Consider the following 18,180-nt stretch of genomic DNA (forward strand, 5'->3'; position numbering starts at 1 on the left):
CTGAGCCTTGAATCACGACAAAAGCGAAACACCAAGCGGATCTATGAGTTTACCGCCTAAGGCAGCCTCTGCGGCAGAGGCTGGTCACATGTGTCGGTGAGATCCCACTCAAAATTGTAAATATGTCGGACGCAATCCGTATTGACAATTACGGCCGAAAGGCATTCATCACCATAAGAGTCATGAATACGTATTTTACCGGTTATCGGGAGACTACGTTATGATCAAGACACTCGCATATTCTTGTTCTGTCGTTGCCAGTTGGGCATTGATTATCAGCAATGCTTATGGGTGGGATATATTTCACGATTCAACTCGGCAGACCCAGACGGCGATTGACGGAATTGGACAAACGATCATTCCGCCGAGCAACTCTGATCTAACTTTGGACGCACTTGAGACTGTTCCTACTGGGCCGCCGGTCATTTCGGCGGGTGAAGTGCCGGCGGAAGTTCCAATTGCCCGTAAGGACTCCGCTGTCATTCAATTCAAGCCTCAGGCAAGTCAAGCTGAAATTCAGAACTATATTTCTAAGTACAATATGACGCTGGTTGAGACATATCCCTCCATTGGCGCTGTGAGGGTAGAGACTGATCTTGGACAATTCAGCGGTACGCTGCCGAACAACAGCATTTCCACCTCCGATGCCCTGGAGAAATACCTTCATATCACGAATGAAATGAAACAGGACCCGTTGGTGCTAAATGCAACCCCCGACTTTGTCCTGAAAGCACAGGAAGACATACCTGAGAATGAGTCCATTGAAATGGCCCAAAGTGTAATTGGGGCCCAATCTCTGTCCGACGGGAAAACAGTAGACTGGGGGGTGACCAACATAGGGGCAGACCGATACTGGGATTTGGCGGAAACGCAAGACGGTACCGTCTTCGGAGTAATGGACACTGGGTTCAGCCGTCATGAAGACCTTTCTTTCGTGGACTTCAATGAAGATGCGGCAAGCGACCATGGCAACCATGTTGCGGGGATTGCCTGCGCTCGCCACAATTCCAAGGGTGTCAATGGAGTGCTTCCGAACTGTTTCATTCGGGCGCGCAGCAGTTCGGTAACTCACACCGGTTCGGGACAGCCACAACTGCAGTTGCTGGTAACATTCGGTCAAGTGCTTGCGGCGCTTCAGGATTTTGTGGGAACGGCGGACGACGTCAAAACCTTTAACGTCAGTCTCGGCTATAACTGGATGGCGAGTTTTAAGATCAACCCGGACGCCCCTGAATCCGATGGCTGGCGAGCGCTCGTCGAGTCACAGGGGGTTATCCTCCTTTCGATGCTCAACGTTGCCAGCCAACGCGACAAGTTTATCTTTAGCGCTGCAGGAAACGATAGTACCGGCCTTCAAACGCCAATTCGCGCAAAATACTCCAGTCCGATGAACTGGGCCGCAATCGTTGCCCGAGAAACGGGGCAGCCGTCCAGTGCGGTGGTGGTCGAAGCCCATGATAGGGATGGGAAGCGCGCGCCATTCTCGGACGTGGGTGGGGATCTATCCTGTCCAGGCGTAGATATCCTGAGCGTTGTTGCTTTTGATAGCGATAAGAAGCTGTCCCGAACTTCTTACGGGCGAATGTCTGGCACCTCAATGGCCGCACCTTATTGCGCCGCCGGCTTTCAGCTGTTTCGCATGATGCGGCCGAAGCTGACGGGTAAGGAAGCCCTCGAATGTCTGAAGAGAGGTCAAAGGCGCAACGAGGATGGGGTGCCCGAAATGTTCCTCCCTGAGGCGCTGGGAGCTTGTCCGGCTTCCGTCAAACTCTCCAGCTCGGATGAATGAAGATGAAAAACAAGATAGCCACAGCTATGTGCCTATTTGCGAGCTTCAGTTCGCCTGCAATCGCTGCCTGCCCCGAAAGTCCGGCACCGGACGTTGTTGCCGCAACTCTCGGCGTTGAACAGGCCGCAGGCAATGCTGATTATGTGCTTGTGGAGGAGGGGGGCGATCTTCAAACCATCTTTTATACTGATAGTGGAGGACGTGCCATATTCGAGGGCGATATCGTTCTTGGCAGTGTGGAAGAGCTTAACGCACTTGGGAAGGATGGTCCCATAAGCCTGGGTGACAAATCGGAACAAGCCAAGCTGACGCTCGGGCTCGTCGTCAATCGCGTTCTCAACAATAAGGGCGGGCGTTGGAGTTCGGGAGTGATTCCTTACGTGATCAATGCCGACACTCCTAACGCCGATACAGTTCGCAAAGCGATGAAGATTTGGCAAGACAAGACTGGTTTGAAATTTGTAAAACGGGATAATTCCAACGCAATCACCTTTCCCAATTATGTTGTTTTTCGAAGGGGCACAGATCCGAACGCCTGCTATTCCGAGGCGCTTGGGATGAAGGGTGGGGGACAATATGTAGATTTGGTTGGTGGGTGTGGACTAGGGCAGATTCTTCATGAAATTGGCCATGTCATTGGTCTTGCCCATGAGCAGAATCGCGCAGATCGCTCCAAATTTGTGAAGGTGAATTTTGAAAATATCTGGCCGAAATATGCCTATGCATTTCAACAGCACGTTACCCAGCAAACAGAATCGGGTCTCTACGATTTTGACTCCATTATGCATTATGAGAAAACAGCATTTTCTTGCAATGGTCTTCCAACAATCGAATCCAAAATGGGAGCAACCTTTGGGCAGCGCGATCATCTAAGCGCCGGTGACATTAAGACAGTGAAAGCAAGCTATAACCTGCCGTAAACTTTCTTTCCAGCTGCGGGTGGGAAAGTTGCTGGCGGAGCTTTCCAGAAACCAGTCTTTCCACTGCTTGATCTGGTTGGCGTGCATGTCAAACTCCTGCGCCAGCTCGACCATCGTCTTGCCGCCCTTGATCGCGGCCAGCGCGACTTTTGTCTTGAACGCAGGGCTGTGATTGCGGCGAGGACGTCGCGTCATCTTGGCTCCTATCCATTGGAAGCTTGCCGTTTTCTAAAGCCAAAAACCACCTATCCGGCCTATTCAGTTTTCCCAGGCCACCTCATTCAGCACACGGCGGTGGCCGACCCGGGAAACGCCCCGTGGCTTGTTCGGCAGCAGCAGTGAGATGCTGGACCATTCGTGGTTGGTGAGTTCCTCGCGGCCACGCGCCACCCAAGGCTCCTTCGTTCGAAAAGTTTGAATTACGACAAAAGTGAAATACCAAGCGGATTTATGAGTTTACCGCCTAGCGCCCTACGCTTCCGGTGCTCACGAACCTTAAGTTCGCTCCGCTCTGGTTCTCGAACGCGTCGCCATCTGCCGCACCCCAGCGAATTTCGGGTCAGGCTCGGCGTTGAGCCTCCGGCTGTCAGATACTTTCATTCGACTGTCGCAGAACTGAGACACTGGCGACCTTCCACAAGGTCTGGCCGGCTGGTTTTCGGGTGTTTCCTACGCAATTCTCCCGACAGCGCGATCAACGCGCGACATATGTGGGAGGGAAACATGACCTATCAGAGCACCGTCAAGGCGACAGACCTGCCGTTCCGGGCCAAGTATGGCAACTACATCGGCGGCGAGTTCAAGGACGCGCTGAGCGGACGCACCTTCGACAACCTGTCGCCGATCACCGGCCAGAAGATCTGCGAAGTCGCGCGCTCCGAAGCCGCCGACATCGAGCTGGCGCTGGATGCGGCGCACGCGGCGCGCGAGGCCTGGGGCAAGACCAACGTCGCCCAGCGCGCCTACATCCTGAACCGCATCGCCGATCGCATGGAGGAAAACCTCGGGCGCCTGGCGCTGGCCGAGACCTGGGACAACGGCAAGCCGATACGCGAGACCACGGCCGCCGACCTGCCGCTGGCCATCGACCATTTCCGCTATTTCGCCGGCTGTCTGCGCGCCCAGGAAGGCACGCTGTCGGAGATCGACCACGACACCATCGCCTATCACTTCCACGAGCCGCTCGGCGTGGTCGGCCAGATCATCCCCTGGAACTTCCCGATCCTGATGGCCGTATGGAAGCTGGCTCCCGCGTTGGCCGCCGGCAACTGCGTGGTGCTGAAACCGGCCGAGCAGACGCCGGCCTCGATCCTCGTGCTGATGGAGCTGATCGGCGACCTGTTGCCGCCCGGCGTGCTCAACGTCGTCAACGGCTTCGGCCTTGAGGCGGGCAAGCCCTTGGCCTCCTCCAAGCGCGTCGCCAAGATCGCCTTCACCGGCGAGACCTCGACCGGCCGGCTGATCATGCAGTATGCCGGCCAGAACCTCATCCCGGTGACGCTGGAGCTCGGCGGCAAATCGCCCAACATCTTCTTTGCCGACGTGCTGGCCGAGGATGACGACTTCTTCGACAAGGCCATCGAGGGCTTCGTGATGTTTGCCCTCAACCAGGGCGAGGTCTGCACCTGTCCGAGCCGCGCCCTGATCCAGGAAAGCATCTACGACCAGTTCATCGAGCGCGCGCTCACCCGCGTTCATGCCATCAAGCAGGGCAGCCCGCTCGACCCGGCGACCATGATCGGCGCCCAGGCCTCCGAGGAGCAGCTGAACAAGATCCTCGGCTACTTCGATATCGGCCGCGAGGAGGGCGCTGAAGTGCTGACGGGCGGCACGCGCGCCTACCTCGGCGGCGATCTCGAAGGCGGCTTCTACGTCAACCCGACCGTCTTCCACGGCAACAACAAGATGCGCGTGTTCCAGGAAGAGATCTTCGGCCCGGTGGTCTCCGTCACCACCTTCAAGAGCGAGGACGAGGCCCTCAGCATCGCCAACGATACGCTCTATGGCCTGGGGGCCGGCGTATGGAGCCGCGATGCCAACCGTCTCTACAGCTTCGGGCGCAACATCCAGGCCGGTCGCGTCTGGACCAACTGCTACCACGCCTACCCGGCGCACGCGGCCTTCGGCGGCTACAAGCAGTCGGGCATTGGCCGCGAAACCCACTCGATGATGCTCGACCACTACCAGCAGACCAAGAACTTGCTGGTGAGCTACAGCCCCAAGAAGCTCGGCTTCTTCTAGCAGGCTGTTGAAGAAGTCACCCGAATGGCTTTGAGGGTGGCTTGGTCGCCGTTGTGATAGGCGAAGGTGACCTCGATGGAGCCATCGTCGAGCAATTCGGCGTCACCGTCGCCGGTGACCTCGTCCATTTCGTCTGATCCGGCCCATGTGAAGACGACCATCGAGCGGCTGCAGCCGAGTTCGAGGTTGGCCTGCATGGCGCCGAAGGCGATTTCGCCACGGCTGTTGGCCCCGATGGTGATTGTGGCCGGGCCACACAGATCGAGATAATCGCGATCCCAGATGTCGGCTTCGATGATGCGCCAGCGGCCGATCAACTGGCAGTCCGTTGGCACGCTCATGTGGGTACCGCCAGGAGTTTGGGCAACCGCACCAGATTGTAGGCGGCGGCACAGAAGGTGAAGGCCCATCCGACGCGGTCGATGCCCCGGAACCTGGTCTTGCGCTGCCCGCCGATCGTCTTGATCCAGCCAAAGGCTTCCTCGATGCGCTTGCGAATGCGCAGGCTGACACCATAACCCTCATGCCGTGTCGTGCGCCCGTCGATGGCCGAGCTTCGCCCGCTGGTATTCCGGGCCACGTGCGGCGTCACGTTCATCGACCGCAACTCGTTGACGAAGTCCTCGCTATCGTAGGCCTTATCGGCACCCAGCGTGATCGCCTCCGGCCGGTCGGCACGCAGTTCGACCATGCAAAGGCCCGCCACCCGTTCGGCATGGCCATCGGCTTGGGTCAGGCTGGCATCGACCAGAAGACCGTGGCGGTTCTCCATCAAGCCGTGCCCCATGAAGCACAGCTTCGCCTCCTTGCCTTTGCCCTTCTTGTAGAGCCGCGCCTCCGGATCGGTGGTGGAGACATGGGTATCATTGGTCCGCTTGTGCCCATGAAAATCGGCTTCGGCATTGCGGCCACCACCACCCGAAGGCGGCGTGTCCGATCCGTCTCTGGGCCTAACGCTCTTCATCGAGGCCCACGCCTCGATCAGCGTCCCGTCGACCGAGAAGTGATCGGTGGACAGAAGCTTGTTCACCTTGGGCTGCGCCAGAACCGCCCTGAGGAACTTCGCCGCGACGGCCCCTGCCAGCAACCGGTCGCGGTTCTTGGAGAACGCCGAATGATCCCAGGCCGCATCGTCCACGCCGATCCCGACGAACCAGCGGAACAAAAGGTCGTATTCCAGCCGCTCCATCAAAAGCCGCTCCGAGCGGATCGAATAGAAGGCCTGCAACAGCATCGCCCGCAACAGCTTCTCCGGCGGGATAGAGGGCCGCCCGATCGGCGAGTAAAGCGCTGCAAAATCTGCTGCCAGGCTCGTCAGGGCCGCGTTCACGATCTCCCGGATCACCCGCAGCGGATGATCCCGCCGAACCCGCGCCTCAAGATCGACATAGCTGAAAAGCTCGCCGCTCCGCTCGTCTCCACCCCGCATCCACCACCCTCCAAATCACCGTTCGGACAGAGTGAATCATGCCAGTATTGACGAGGCGAGGCCTTTTTCAACAGCCTGCTAGAGCCTGGTCGAAATTCTACTGGGGCGGGCAGCTAGCTTAGAGTGCTGCGCTTCCGGTGCTCACGGACAGGAAGTCCGCTCCGCTCCGGTTCTCGAAGCCGTCGCCATCTGCCGCGCTCCAGCGAATTTCGATCCAGGCTCTGGAGCCAGCCCGAAATTCTACTGGGGCGGGCATATGGCTTAGTCATCTGCGCTTCCGGTGTTCACGGACAGGAAGTCCGCTGCGCTCCGGTTCTCGAAGCCGTCGCCATCTGCCGCACCCCAGCGAATTTCGGCTCAGGCTCTGGATGCTAGCTATCAAACATTGGAGCGCCGATCTGGCTGGGCCGGGTCGGCGCTCCATGCTGTTGGTGGGATGAGGGAGCGCTATATCCGTCGCTCGCTCTACCTTCCTGAGGTCCACCTTGAATTCACACGTGAATTCAAGCGGCCTTCGCCGGGATGACAGGTGAATTATATAGATGAAACAATCAGATAGCGGCGTGCTTCTATCAAGTTGTCATCCCCGCGAAGGCGGGGACCTCAGGACGAGAAGGCGCCGAGGGAAATATGGGGCGCCCTCTCGGCTTCATCCAAGGATCAACAGCGTGGCGGTCGCCACCATCACCGCCGCCGTGACACCGTGCATGCCCAGGGCGGCCTTGGTCGAGCCTTTGGCGGCGAGAATGACCGACATGTCGCCGAGGGCAATGAAGGTTTCCACCAGCAGGACGATGCCGACCTCGCGGGGCGTGCTCCACATCATCATTGCCAGCACGACCAAGCCGGAGGTGATGTCGCGCACGCCCTTGAGGCGCAGCCACCAGGGGATGGTGGGGCCGCCCTCGGGAAACGGCAGGCCGAAGCCGCGCGCCGCGGTGAGCGGGGCCAGCAGATAGAGCAAGCCGATCGCGATGATCGCGAGGGCCAGGAGCGCCGCTATTGCGAGGGGCATCCAATGCATCATAACTCTCCAATCTAGCGATGTAAGTTCGTCTAGCAACGCTAGTTATATAATCTAGCATTGCTAGAACGTCAAACGGCGCTATGATGCGGCCTTCGAAAAGCGGGAGATGAGGATTGGGTATCGCCGAGCGGAAGGGCCGGGAGCGGGCCGAGCGTGAGCAGCGCATCGTCGCGGCGGCGCGCGCCATTGCCGAGCGGGAGGGTTGGGACGCGGTGACCATCCGCCGCCTCGCCGAGGAAATCGAGTATAGCCAGCCGGTGCTCTATTCGCATTTCGAGAACAGAACGGCGATCGTCGCGGCGGTGGCGGTGGAGGGGTTTCAAGACATCGCCACCATGCTGCGGGCGGCGGCCGGCGCTTCGACCGGACAGACCCAGGCGGTGGAAGCCGTCGCCATGGCCTATCTCGATTTTGCGCTCGGTCATCCGGCGCTCTACGAGGCCATGTTCGTGCTGCCCACCGATTTGCGCTTCGCCGAAGCGGACACCAGAGAGGAATTGCGGGCAGGGTTCGATGCCCTTTCGGCGGTGGTTGCACCCTTCCGCGCCGAGGTGGAGGTGGTGACGGAGGCTTTCTGGGCGGCTCTGCATGGGCTCGCCGAACTCGAACGCTCCGGCCGCATCAGGCCCGGCGCGCGCGGCGAACGCGTGGCGCTGGTGGTGCGGGCGATTGTAGCGGTGGGAGCATAGCGGAGGCGGACGTGAGACCGGCCCCCTCAGGGAAACCAAGCCCGTGAGTGAGCAAGGCGCCTCGTCCGCCGTTCCATCGAACCCGAACAGTCGCTTGGGCCGCACACAGCCAAGCCCGCCTGCGCAAGGATAGGATGGACGCTCTTCTATATTGGCATTGACGTCTCAAAGGATCGCTTGGGCGTCGCTGCGACTTACCCCTCGGTGGCCACTTACTTGGTCGCCACAGACATCAATAAAAACCCATGATTATCATATATTTACAGATTTTGCCGTGAGATTTTTTCCGCATGAATGGCCGGTTCGATGGCCGCTATTGTGGAGCCTTCAATCAAGTTGGGCGGGTGGTTCGCCACTGGTTCCAGCCTGCCGGAGGGTCACAGAAGGCCGTGCTGGCGGGCGAGGGCCTTGAGGTAGGGCACGCCTTTGGTCAGCACGTCGAAGCGGCTTGGCACGGCGTCGTGGAAGGTGCTGAGTTCGGCGGCGTAGGCGGGGGTTTCCGGGGCGAAGATCTCGCCGACGAGATAGCCGGAAAAGCCGGTTTCGGCCATGGCGCGGAACGCGTCGGTCCAGTCGACGTTGCCCGAGCCGGGCAGTCCCCGGTCGCTTTCTGACAGATGCACATAGCTGCACCACGGCCCTGCCTTGCGGAAGCCGGCGCCGACGCCGCGTTCCTCGATGTTCATGTGGAAGGTGTCGAGGTGCAGGAACAGGCCGCAATCGGCAAAGTCGTCTTCCTCGGGATGGCTGCCGCTCAGCTTTTCCAGGAACTCCACCCCCTGGGCGGCGGTGTTGATCAGGTGGTTCTCATAGCGATTGCAGGGTTCCAGCCCCAGCGTCATGCCAAGGGCGCGCGCCCGTTCGACGACCGGCCGCAGCGCGGCGATGGCGCTGTCATATTCTTCCGCCGTCGGGCAGGCGCCCGAATGGGTGTTGATGGCGGTGTAGAACACGCCAGTCAGCAGCTTGCTGCCGAGCTGATGCGCCGTCTCGAGCGCCTTGAGCAGCAGCCCGGTGGCGGCGTCCGGGTTGATCGCCGGGGCAAAACCGTCGGGCAGGCAGATCGAGGCGGTGGGCTCCAGCCCGTATTTGTCGAACAGCGCGCGGGAGTGCCGGGCATCGATGCTGTCGGGATCGGCGAGCGAGATTTCGATCACCTCCAGCCCATGCTCGGCCGCCTCCGGCAGGATGCGCTCGGCGGCCTCTGTCGTCCAATTGGGTGTCCAGAGGTTGGCATGCATGCCGATGCGGCAGGTCTGGCGACGGCTCATGGTCTGGTCTCCTCACACGCCGCGTCGTCAGTCGGTGAATACGTGGCAGGCCTCAGTGGGGAAGCGGCAGGTGACGCGTTCGCCGGCATGGATGTTGGGCAGGTCGCGCGGCTGGCGCATCACCATCGGGCTGCCGGAGAGGTCGATGTGCAGCAGCGTGTCGCAGCCGAGGCGCTCGACCACCTGCACGGTGCCGCTGACACGGTTGCCCTCGGCCATGCCGTCGCCGAACTCGATATGCTCGGGCCGGATGCCGAGGGTGACGCGGTTGGCCGACAGCGGCGCGGCGCCCTGGTCGGCGACGATCTCCGTGCCGTCGGGCAGGCGCAGCAGCCAATCCTTCTGGGTGTAGCCGGCGATGTCCGCCGCAAAGAAGTTCATGGGCGGCGAGCCGATGAAGCCGGCGACGAAGCGGTTGGCGGGGTGGTGGTAGAGATCCATCGGCGCGCCGATCTGCTCGATGCGGCCCTTGTTCATCACCACGATGCGGTCGGCCAGCGTCATTGCTTCCACCTGATCGTGGGTGACGTAGACCATGGTGGCGTCGAGGTTCTGGCGCAGGCGGGCGATCTCGACGCGCATGCCGCCGCGAAGCGCCGCGTCGAGATTGCTGAGCGGTTCGTCGAGCAGGAAGATGCGGGGATCGCGGGTGATGGCCCGGCCGATGGCGACGCGCTGGCGCTGGCCACCGGACAGTTCGCGCGGCATGCGGGTGAGCAGCGCGTCGAGCCGCAGCTTCTCGGCGGCGGCGCCAACCTTGCTCCGGATCTCGCCCGCCGTCTTGCGGGCGATCTTCAGCCCGAAGCCGATGTTGGCGGAGACGTTCATGTGCGGATAGAGGGCGTAGGACTGGAACACCATGGCGACGCCGCGCTCGGGCGGCTCGGCGCCGGTGACGTCCTCGCCATCGACCAGCACCTTGCCGGTGGTGGCCGGTTCGAGACCGGCGATGATCCGGAGCAGGGTGGATTTGCCGCATCCCGAGGGACCGACCAGGGCGCAGAACTCGCCATGCTCGATGGCAAGGTCGAGCGGCGGGATGATTTCGAGGGCGCCGAACGCCTTGGAGACGGACTGAAGCTCAAGCTTGGACATGGTGATCAGCCCTTCTGGTGAACATGGCGGCCGGCGAGCGCGGCTTGCCGGGCGCGGCGCCAGTCGTCGCGGAGGGCGTGCGATTGGCCGCGCGGAACGGCGGTGGTGGTGAGGCTGAGGCGGTTGGCCGGTCGCAGGTGATCGAGGCCGGCGAGCGCCGCGCCAACGGCGCTGGCTTCCGCCGCGTCGACCAGCCGGCATTCCGAGGGCAGGAAGGCGGCGAGCGTGGCGACGAGGCCGGGCAGGTGGGTGGCGCCGCCCGACAGCAGGATGGCGTCGGTGGGAGCGCCGATCGCTGCCGCTTCCTCGGTGATGGCGGCGAGTTCCTGCGCCATGCCGTCGTAGACGGCGCGGACGATCGCCGGGAGATCGGTGTCGACGGTGAGGCCGGAGAGGGCGGCGGCGAGGGCGTGATCGGGGTGCGGCGCACCGGCGCCGGCCAGATAGGGCACGAACAGCGCCCGTCCTTCGCCGATCGGCCGGTCAGCGGCGGCGGCGTCGAGTTCGGCCATCGAGCGGCCGAACAGGGTTTGCAGCCAGCGCAGCGTGGCGCCGAAGGCGGGCACCGTGCCGATCACCTGGTAATTGTCGTCAAAGCCGGTGGGGAACAGGTGGAAGGCGCCATCCCAGCTGGCCGGCAGGGCGGATTTCATCAGCGGAATGGACAGCACGCCGGAGGTGCCGAGCGACAGGGAGGCGACGCCGGGCACCAGCGCGCCGATCGCCCGGGCGGCGGCGGCCTGATCGCCGACGCCGACCACCATGGGAATGCCGCGCCAGGCGCCGGCCGCCTGGGTGGCGGACACCAGTTTCGGCAAGGCGGCCATGGGCAGGCCGGCCCTTTCGAGGATGCCCTCGTGCCAGCGGTCGGCGAAGGGGTCGAACACCTGCATGCCCGTGGCTTCGTTGCGATCGACCACGAAGGGGGCGGACGGGTCGAGCGCGGCGCGGACGTAATCCTTGGCGCAGTAAAGACCGCCGACGCGTTTTGCGAGGCGCGGATCGAGCCGGCTCGCCCACAGCCACTTGGCCAGCGTGAAGTCGGGCAGGGGGATGTTGCCGGTATCAGTGGCGAAGCTGCCGGGGTAGGCGGCGACGAAGGCGTCGAGATCGGGCGCGCCGTCCATGTCGAGCCAGAGCTTCACCGGGGCGGCCAGCGCACCGTCGTCGGCGACGGCGACCATGGCATGCATCTGGCCGGTGAAGCCGATGGCCGCGATGGTTTCGCCGCGCGTCAGTTCGTCGAGTGCCTCCTCGGCGAGCCGCGTCCACAGGGTAGGGTCGCGGGTCGGCGCGCCGTCGGCGGCGTAGGGCTTGGAGACCGCCGCCTCGACGGCGACGCCATCGTCGGCCCGGACGCGCACCGCCTTGACCGAGGATGTTCCGATGTCGATGCCGATCAGCTTGATCGCTTGGGTCATTGGCGGGTCATCCTTTCACGGCGCCGGCCAACAGGCCGCGAACGAAGGCGCGCTGCACCAAGACGTAGAGCAGGATCAGCGGCAGGGCGATCAGGGTGAGGATGGCGAACAGGGCGCCGGGGTTGGCCATGTAGAGACCGGAATATTGCATGGGCACGATGGTCAGCGTCTTCACTTCGTCGCGCGTGAGGATGATCAGCGCCAGGAAGAATTCGTTCCAGGTGGAAATGAACTGCCAGATGCCGACGAACACCAGCGCCGGCCGGACCAGCGGCAAGGCGACGTGCCAGTAGGTCTGCCAGGCGTTGCAGCCGTCAACCCGCGCCGCCTCGAACAGTTCCTTGGGCGAGTCCTCCATGAAGGCTTTGAGCACCACCACCGCGAAGGGCACGCCGAGGGCGGCGTAGGGGAAGATCAGCCCGGCATAGGTGTTCACCCAGCCGAAGGTCTTGAGCAGGATGGCGAGCGGCAGCACCAGGGAGGCCAGCGGCACCATCAGCGTGGTGAGCAGCGTGGCGTAGAGCGTCAGCGAGCCGCGCAATCGCAACACCGCGCAGGCGAAGGCGAACAGCGAGGAAATGGCAACCACCAGCGCCACCGTCGACAGCGTGACGATCAGGCTGTTGAGGAAGAAGGTCGTCAGGGTGTTGTCGCGGATGACGGTGATGAAGTTGTCGAAGGTCAGCGGCCAGGCGAACAGTGTGGCGTCGAAGGCTTGGTCGGGCGTCCTGAGGCCGATCGACAGCATGTAGAGTTCGGGGACCATCCACAGGGCGAGCACCAGGAGCAGGACGACATGGATGACGATGCGGCTGACGGCGGGGCGGTGGCGGCGCATCAGGCTCTCTCCTCCTTGTTGGCCGAGGGGGAGAGATTGGCGCCGAGATAGACGATCTGGATGATCGACAGGACCAGCGCCAGCAAGAGCACGATGACCGAGATGGCGGCGCCGCGTCCGGTGTCGCCCAGCACGAAGGAGGTGCGGAACACATAGGTGCCGAACACTTCCGAGGCGTGGTTGGGGCCGCCGCCGGTCATCAGCTGGACGATCGGGAAAGTCTGCAGCGTGCCGATGACGCCGAGCAGCAGCAGCGACTTGGTGACCGGCGCCAGCATGGGGATGATGACGCCATGGGCGAGCCTGAAGCCGTGCGCCCCGTCGACGCGCGCCGCGTCGAGCACCTCGGTCGGCAGGTTGGCGATGCCGGCGACATACATCAGCATGGAAAAGCCGGTCCACTGCCAGATGTTGACGATGATCAGCGCGAAGATGGCCGTCGACGGATCGCCGATCGGCGAGGAGGCCATCTCGACGCCGACATAGCTGAGGTAATGTTGGGCGATGCCGTAATAGGGCGCGTAGATCTGCACCCAGACCAGGCTGATCACCGACACGGAGGTGACGACCGGCAGGAAGAACATGGTGCGGAAGAAGCCGCGCCAGGCGTCGGTGTGCCGCTCGATGAAATAGGCGATGGTGCCGCCGATGATCATCTGCACGGGGATGGTGATCAGACCCCAGAGCACCATGTTGCGGACGACGACCCAGAACACCGGATCGGCCAGCACGGACAGGTAGGTGTCGACGCCGACGAAGCGGCTGATCCGGTCATTGCCCTGACTGAAGATGCTCTCACCCATCACCCAGACGATGGGATAGGCGATGAAGACGACGAACAGCGCGACGGCCGGCAGCAGGAATACATAAGTTCCCGGCCCCGCGAAGCGGCGATGGCGCTTCGATGCCTGCTCTGATGTGGCGGACATGACTTCTCCCAACGCAACTATTTCCGGCGAACGCCCATCGGGCGCCTCTCACCATTTCCGGGGCGCCTGCCTCGGCCGGGCCTTGAAAGCCCTGCCTTCGGAAAGCGCCCCGGAACGGGGAGGAGGCTAGTGGAGCGAATTTGACATTTGAGTCCCGCCTGACATAAAGCTCGCGGTCAAATGTCAAATTCAAAAGCTCCACTAGAAACAATAACTTGCTAGTGGTTCTTATGACTCCGACATTTGCTCCGAGGCCGATATCAAGCGGATGCAAATGTCGGAGTCGAACCACTAGTTACTTACCGAGCGCCTTGTCAGTCGCCGCCTGCACCGTGGCCAGCGCCGCTTCGGGCTCGGTACTGCCGGCCGCCACGGCCGCCAGGGCGTTGTCGAGGGCCTCGCTGATCGCCGGAATGGCGAAGCGCTGGTTTTCGGCCTTCGGCAGATCTTCCATGAAGCGCTTGTAGAGATCCTTGACGTGATCGGACACGTCGCCTTGCGGCTCATGCCCGGCGAAGGCCGGCAGGTCGTTGAGGTCGTTCAAGGCCTGCTGCAAGCCCTCGCCGTTGGTGAGCGAGGCGAGGAAGGTCCACGCTTCCGGGTTCTTGGCACCGTTCTTGGTCAGGCCATAGCCGATGTCGACGCCGCCGACCGGCGGGCTGGCCGTCTTGGCGCCGGGCACGGCCGGCAGGTAGAAGAAGTCGAAGGCGTCCATGTTCGTGACATATTGCGACAGCGGCGGCGGGAACTTGCTCTCCTGCATCCACCAGGAGCCGAGCGCCATCATGCCGACCTTGCCCTGGGCGAACAGTTGGGCGCCGGTGGGATAGGCGTGGGCGCCGAGCGCGCCTTTCTGGAAGATGCCGTCGTCGAACAGGCCCTTCCACGCCTTCATGGCCGAGACGAGTTCGGGCGAGGTCCACGGCGCTTCGCCGGCCTGGGCCTTGTCGGTGAGGCCGGGCGCGAACTGGTTGGCGAGCATCAGGTAGACGTTCTCGTTCTGCCAGCCGTCGGCGGCGCCCTGGAACAGCGGCAGATAGCCCTCGTCGCTGAGCTTCTTGGCGGCGGCCTTCAACTCGTCATAGGTCTTGGGCACGGCGATGCCGAGCTTTTCGAAGGTCTTGCGATTGTACCAGACGCAGAGAACCTGGGATTCCTGGGGGATCATGTAATAGTTGGCGTCGCCCGCCGGGTTGCCCATCAGCATCTGCTTGCGGTTGACCGGGAACACCTTTTCGGACCAGTCGGCGCCCCATTCCTTGGCGGCCAGATCGTTGACCGGCGACAGATGGTCGCGATACTGCTGGGTGAGCGAGCCCGGCTGCAGGCCGATGACATCCGGCAGGCTGTCGGAGGCGGCGGCGGCCTTCAGCGCGGTAATGTATTCCGGCGAGTAGTTGTAATAGGTGTAGGTCACCTTGACGTCGGGGTGCGCCTTCTCGAAGGCGTCGATCGACTTCTGCATGGTGCTCTGGATGAACCAGGACCAGACCGTCACTTCCTTGCCGGCCGCGAAGGCGGCACTCGACAGGATACTGGCGCTCAGAAGCGTCGCGCCCAATAGCAGCACTTTTTTCATGGTCTTGTTCCTCCCAAGGATGCGCGGATTTTCCGGCCGCGCGCCGATCTCTTCATTCAGGCGATAGGAAAACCTTTCTTTCAGCGGCCGGCTCCGGGCCGGCCGCCGTCTTCATGCCAACGCAGGGTCGAACGGCAGTCGGAGGTGCTTCTCCCTCACCCCTTCAACTGTTCGCCTTACCCCTTGGCCGTTGCCTTCAGCCTTGCTCTGAGCGGCGCGCCGGCAAGGCCAAAGGCTTCGAGCAGGGCGTCGGGAGGGCCGGACTCGCCGAAGCGGTCGGGCACGCCGATCCGTTCGATGCGGTGGCTGATGCCGGCGCCGTCGAGTAGCGCGGACAGGCCATCGGCAAGGCCGCCGTGGATGGAATGCTCCTCGACCACGGCGATCGACTTGCCGGCGAATGTCCGCACCTCGGTGGCGATCTCGTCACCGAGCGGCTTCAGCCGGGTGATGCCGAGAACGCGGATGCCGATGCCCTCGGCTTTGAGGGCTTGGGCGGCCTCGATCACCTTGGCGGCCAGCGTCGAGGTGGTGAACACCAGGAGATCCTTGCCCTCGGTGAGCACCCGGTAGGCGGCGGCGCGCTCGGTTTCCGAGGCGACGGGGGGCGTCACCAGCGGCGAGGGGAAACGCGACAGGCGGACATAGGTGGGACCGTCGACATCGGCCACCTCGTTCATGACGCGGGCCAGGTCGTTGCCGTCGATCGGGGCGTAGCAGCGGATGCCGGGAATGCCCTGCATGATGGCGAGATCTTCCACCGCCTGCTGCGTGGCGCCATCTTCGCCGAGGTTGATGCCGCCGTGGAAGCCGAAGAATTTGACGTTCAGCTTGGGATAGGCGACCGAGACGGCGATCTGGTCGCAGGCCCGCCGCGTCAGGAAGGACGCGAAGGTGTTGACGAAGGGGATGTAGCCGGAGATGGCAAAGCCGGCGGCGGCGCCGACCATGTTCTGCTCGGCGATGCCGAAGTTGTAGTGACGATCCGGATAGGTCTTCTTGAACTTCATCGTCCGGGTGGAACTGGCGAGGTCGGCATCCAGCATCAGGATGCGCTGATCGCGGGCGCCGAGCGCCATGATGGCATCGCCGAAGACGTCGCGCAGCGACACAAAACCTTCGGGAGCGTTGGTTGGGGTAGCAGCCATCAGCCCATGACCTCCTTGAGACCGGCCTTCAATTGTTCGTCGCTGATCGTGTGGCTATGCCAGTCGGCCCGATCGGACATGAAGGAAACGCCCGCGCCCTTGGTGGTGTGGGCAATCAGGAAGCGCGGCTTGTTGCCGGGCGCATCCGACGAGGCCCAGTCGACGGCGTCGACCACCTCGGCCATGTTCTGGCCATCGAACTCGCGCACCGCCCAGCCGAAGGCTTCCAGTTTCGGTGCGTAGGGGCGCAGCTCCAGCACCTCTTCGATGCGGCCGTCGTTCTGGATGCCGTTGGCGTCGAGAATGGCGACGAGGCGGTCGACCTTGTTGGTTCCGGCATAGGCGATGGCCTCCCAGATCTGGCCGGAGTTGATCTCGCCATCGCCGAGGACGGCGTAGGAATAGAACGGTTCGTTGCGCAGCTTGAGGGCCAGAGCGATACCGAGGCTGACCGAGAGACCCTGGCCAAGCGAGCCGGTGGACATTTCCACTTCCGGCAGACGGGTGCGGTCGGGGTGGCCTTGCAGGCGGCTGCCAAGCTGACGCAGCGTCAGGAGCTCGGCTTCGGGGATCATGCCCACTTCGGCGAAGGTGGCGTAAAGGGCCGGCGCGGCGTGGCCCTTGGACAGGATTACATGGTCACGGGCGTTGCGGCCGAACCAGGTGGCGCCGGCGGCGGCGCGGTGGGCAAACAGGGCGGTCAGGATCTCGACGCATGACATGCTGCCGCCGGGATGGCCGGAACCGGCCGCGTTGATCTGCGTCAGGATATGCGCCCTTATTCGTCGGGCCGACGCCTCAAGTTTCTCGATGTCCTTCTGGTCGGTCACGGTTCTCGCTCCCTAAATGCCGGCGACGGAAATCTCCGGCTCCGATTTTCTCGCTGTTGAGCACTGCGTCGATCCGTCTGACGTTTTCGAGCAGGCTGACGTCCTTCACTGCCAAGCAGTGGAAGAGCACTTCGTTCAGCATCATCTGAAGGATGCGCGTCATCGACGCGTCCGTGCCGAACAACCCGACGCCGGGGGGCGTCAGAACCTTGAGGTCGGCGATATCGCCGAGTGGAGACTGCGCCTTGGCCAAAATGGCCGCCACACTGGCGCCGCGCGAACGGGCGGTCGCCGCCGCTTCCACCGTGGTGCGGGTCATGCCGGAAAACGAGATGGCCACCGCCAGATCGCCTTCCCCCATCAGCGCCGCCTGGGCGATCTGGGTGTGGGCGTCCTGGGCCATGTTGATCCTCAACCCCAGGCGGATCAGCCGCTGGTGCATGTCGAGGGCCACCACCGCCGAGGCGCCGGCACCGAACAGCTGGATCGAACGGGCGCCATGCATCGCTGCGACGAGGCGCGGCAGCACGTCGGTCTGGGCCAGCAATTCGGCAAACTTCAGCGCTCTGACGGACGCGTTGTTGAACACCTTGTAGGCGATCTCCAACGGTCCATCCCCGAGCGCGATCTGTGGGGACGGCGTCACGATCTCGTCGACGCCGGCCCGCATGGCGCGGCTCTCCCTGAGGAGAGCGTGTCTCATTTCCTTTTGACCCGCATATCCAAATCTGCGGGCTAGCCGGTCCACTGTCGCTCTCGAGGCGCCGGCCCGTTCCGCCAGCGCCGCTGAGGTCAGCGTGGCAAGTTCGTAGTCGGCCAAGGAGAAGAGGGTCTCGATCAGTCGCTTTTCGGCGGAACTGAGATCCGCCTGCGACAGACGAGTCATCAGAGACACGGATTCCTCCGGCCCTGGTGTGGCGTCGGTCATGACGCCCTCCTCCCCTTGCGAAGCCTCCGACGTTTTCGTCGTGTCG

The 18,180-nt window shown here is 62.7% G+C and carries 16 protein-coding genes and 2 pseudogenes; 4 read left to right on the forward strand and 14 right to left on the reverse strand.

Annotated elements, in window-relative coordinates; all coding sequences use genetic code 11:
• The first annotated feature begins 220 nt into the window (after nucleotides 1-220).
• The gene (locus AB6N07_RS09135; protein ID WP_370677489.1) at nucleotides 221-1,789 is read left to right on the forward strand and encodes a S8 family serine peptidase; all 1,569 of its coding nucleotides are present in this window, start codon (nucleotides 221-223) and stop codon (nucleotides 1,787-1,789) included.
• Between the two features lie 2 nt (nucleotides 1,790-1,791).
• Nucleotides 1,792-2,709 (forward strand): M12 family metallopeptidase, encoded by a 918-nt coding sequence (locus AB6N07_RS09140; protein ID WP_370677490.1) that lies wholly within the window; start codon nucleotides 1,792-1,794, stop codon nucleotides 2,707-2,709.
• 24 nt (nucleotides 2,710-2,733) lie between these two features.
• Here the strand turns inward: AB6N07_RS09140 and AB6N07_RS09145 are convergent.
• A pseudogene (locus AB6N07_RS09145) lies at nucleotides 2,734-2,904 on the reverse strand (transposase); the annotation flags it as partial.
• A gap of 72 nt (nucleotides 2,905-2,976) precedes the next feature.
• A pseudogene (locus tag AB6N07_RS09150) lies at nucleotides 2,977-3,099 on the reverse strand (IS5/IS1182 family transposase); the annotation flags it as partial.
• Nucleotides 3,100-3,432: 333 nt separating this feature from the next.
• Here AB6N07_RS09150 and adh point away from each other — a divergent pair.
• Nucleotides 3,433-4,950: an aldehyde dehydrogenase gene (gene adh, locus AB6N07_RS09155; RefSeq protein WP_370677491.1), complete on the forward strand. Its 1,518-nt coding sequence runs from the start codon at nucleotides 3,433-3,435 to the stop codon at nucleotides 4,948-4,950.
• On the opposite strand, the gene AB6N07_RS09160 is transcribed toward adh, so the two are convergent.
• The 3 genes from AB6N07_RS09160 to AB6N07_RS09170 all read right to left on the reverse strand — a co-directional run bounded on the left by AB6N07_RS09160 (nucleotide 4,947) and on the right by AB6N07_RS09170 (nucleotide 7,403).
• A complete protein-coding gene (locus AB6N07_RS09160; RefSeq protein ID WP_370674005.1) occupies nucleotides 4,947-5,291 on the reverse strand; it encodes a hypothetical protein in 345 nt (114 codons plus the stop codon). The genes adh and AB6N07_RS09160 overlap by 4 nt on opposite strands.
• The gene (locus AB6N07_RS09165; RefSeq protein ID WP_370674004.1) at nucleotides 5,288-6,379 is read right to left on the reverse strand and encodes an IS5 family transposase; all 1,092 of its coding nucleotides are present in this window, start codon (nucleotides 6,377-6,379) and stop codon (nucleotides 5,288-5,290) included. Before AB6N07_RS09165 ends, AB6N07_RS09160 begins: the two co-directional genes overlap by 4 nt.
• 649 nt (nucleotides 6,380-7,028) lie before the next feature.
• On the reverse strand, nucleotides 7,029-7,403 hold the full coding sequence (locus AB6N07_RS09170) for a DUF4267 domain-containing protein (protein WP_370677492.1): 375 nt from the start codon (nucleotides 7,401-7,403) through the stop codon (nucleotides 7,029-7,031).
• Nucleotides 7,404-7,519: 116 nt separating this feature from the next.
• Here AB6N07_RS09170 and AB6N07_RS09175 point away from each other — a divergent pair, with 116 nt between their 5' ends.
• On the forward strand, nucleotides 7,520-8,095 hold the full coding sequence (locus AB6N07_RS09175; RefSeq protein WP_370677493.1) for a WHG domain-containing protein: 576 nt from the start codon (nucleotides 7,520-7,522) through the stop codon (nucleotides 8,093-8,095).
• A 377-nt stretch (nucleotides 8,096-8,472) separates the two neighbouring features.
• On the opposite strand, the gene AB6N07_RS09180 is transcribed toward AB6N07_RS09175, so the two are convergent.
• From AB6N07_RS09180 to AB6N07_RS09220, 9 genes are all read right to left on the reverse strand, one after another.
• Nucleotides 8,473-9,366 (reverse strand): sugar phosphate isomerase/epimerase family protein, encoded by an 894-nt coding sequence (locus AB6N07_RS09180; RefSeq protein ID WP_370677494.1) that lies wholly within the window; start codon nucleotides 9,364-9,366, stop codon nucleotides 8,473-8,475.
• A gap of 27 nt (nucleotides 9,367-9,393) precedes the next feature.
• Nucleotides 9,394-10,461 (reverse strand): ABC transporter ATP-binding protein, encoded by a 1,068-nt coding sequence (locus tag AB6N07_RS09185; protein WP_370677495.1) that lies wholly within the window; start codon nucleotides 10,459-10,461, stop codon nucleotides 9,394-9,396.
• 5 nt (nucleotides 10,462-10,466) lie between these two features.
• Nucleotides 10,467-11,882, reverse strand: a complete 1,416-nt coding sequence (locus AB6N07_RS09190; protein WP_370677496.1) for an FGGY-family carbohydrate kinase — start codon at nucleotides 11,880-11,882, stop codon at nucleotides 10,467-10,469.
• 7 nt (nucleotides 11,883-11,889) lie between these two features.
• On the reverse strand, nucleotides 11,890-12,720 hold the full coding sequence (locus AB6N07_RS09195) for a carbohydrate ABC transporter permease (RefSeq protein WP_370677497.1): 831 nt from the start codon (nucleotides 12,718-12,720) through the stop codon (nucleotides 11,890-11,892).
• On the reverse strand, nucleotides 12,720-13,649 hold the full coding sequence (locus AB6N07_RS09200; RefSeq protein ID WP_370677498.1) for a carbohydrate ABC transporter permease: 930 nt from the start codon (nucleotides 13,647-13,649) through the stop codon (nucleotides 12,720-12,722). The genes AB6N07_RS09195 and AB6N07_RS09200 overlap by 1 nt, the downstream gene beginning before the upstream one ends.
• Before the next feature lie 295 nt (nucleotides 13,650-13,944).
• Entirely contained in the window at nucleotides 13,945-15,228 is a 1,284-nt protein-coding gene (locus tag AB6N07_RS09205) for an ABC transporter substrate-binding protein (RefSeq protein ID WP_370677499.1), read from the reverse strand.
• Between the two features lie 176 nt (nucleotides 15,229-15,404).
• Nucleotides 15,405-16,376: a transketolase family protein gene (locus AB6N07_RS09210; RefSeq protein WP_370677500.1), complete on the reverse strand. Its 972-nt coding sequence runs from the start codon at nucleotides 16,374-16,376 to the stop codon at nucleotides 15,405-15,407.
• The gene (locus AB6N07_RS09215) at nucleotides 16,376-17,206 is read right to left on the reverse strand and encodes a transketolase (protein WP_370677501.1); all 831 of its coding nucleotides are present in this window, start codon (nucleotides 17,204-17,206) and stop codon (nucleotides 16,376-16,378) included. The genes AB6N07_RS09210 and AB6N07_RS09215 overlap by 1 nt, the downstream gene beginning before the upstream one ends.
• Nucleotides 17,175-18,134 carry a MurR/RpiR family transcriptional regulator gene (locus tag AB6N07_RS09220; RefSeq protein ID WP_370677502.1) on the reverse strand — a complete coding sequence of 320 codons (960 nt, stop codon included), beginning with the start codon at nucleotides 18,132-18,134 and terminating at the stop codon, nucleotides 17,175-17,177. Before AB6N07_RS09220 ends, AB6N07_RS09215 begins: the two co-directional genes overlap by 32 nt.
• Nucleotides 18,135-18,180 lie beyond the last annotated feature (46 nt).

The sequence above is a fragment of the Pleomorphomonas sp. PLEO genome (genome assembly GCF_041320595.1).
Taxonomy (GTDB): Bacteria; Pseudomonadota; Alphaproteobacteria; order Rhizobiales; family Pleomorphomonadaceae; genus Pleomorphomonas.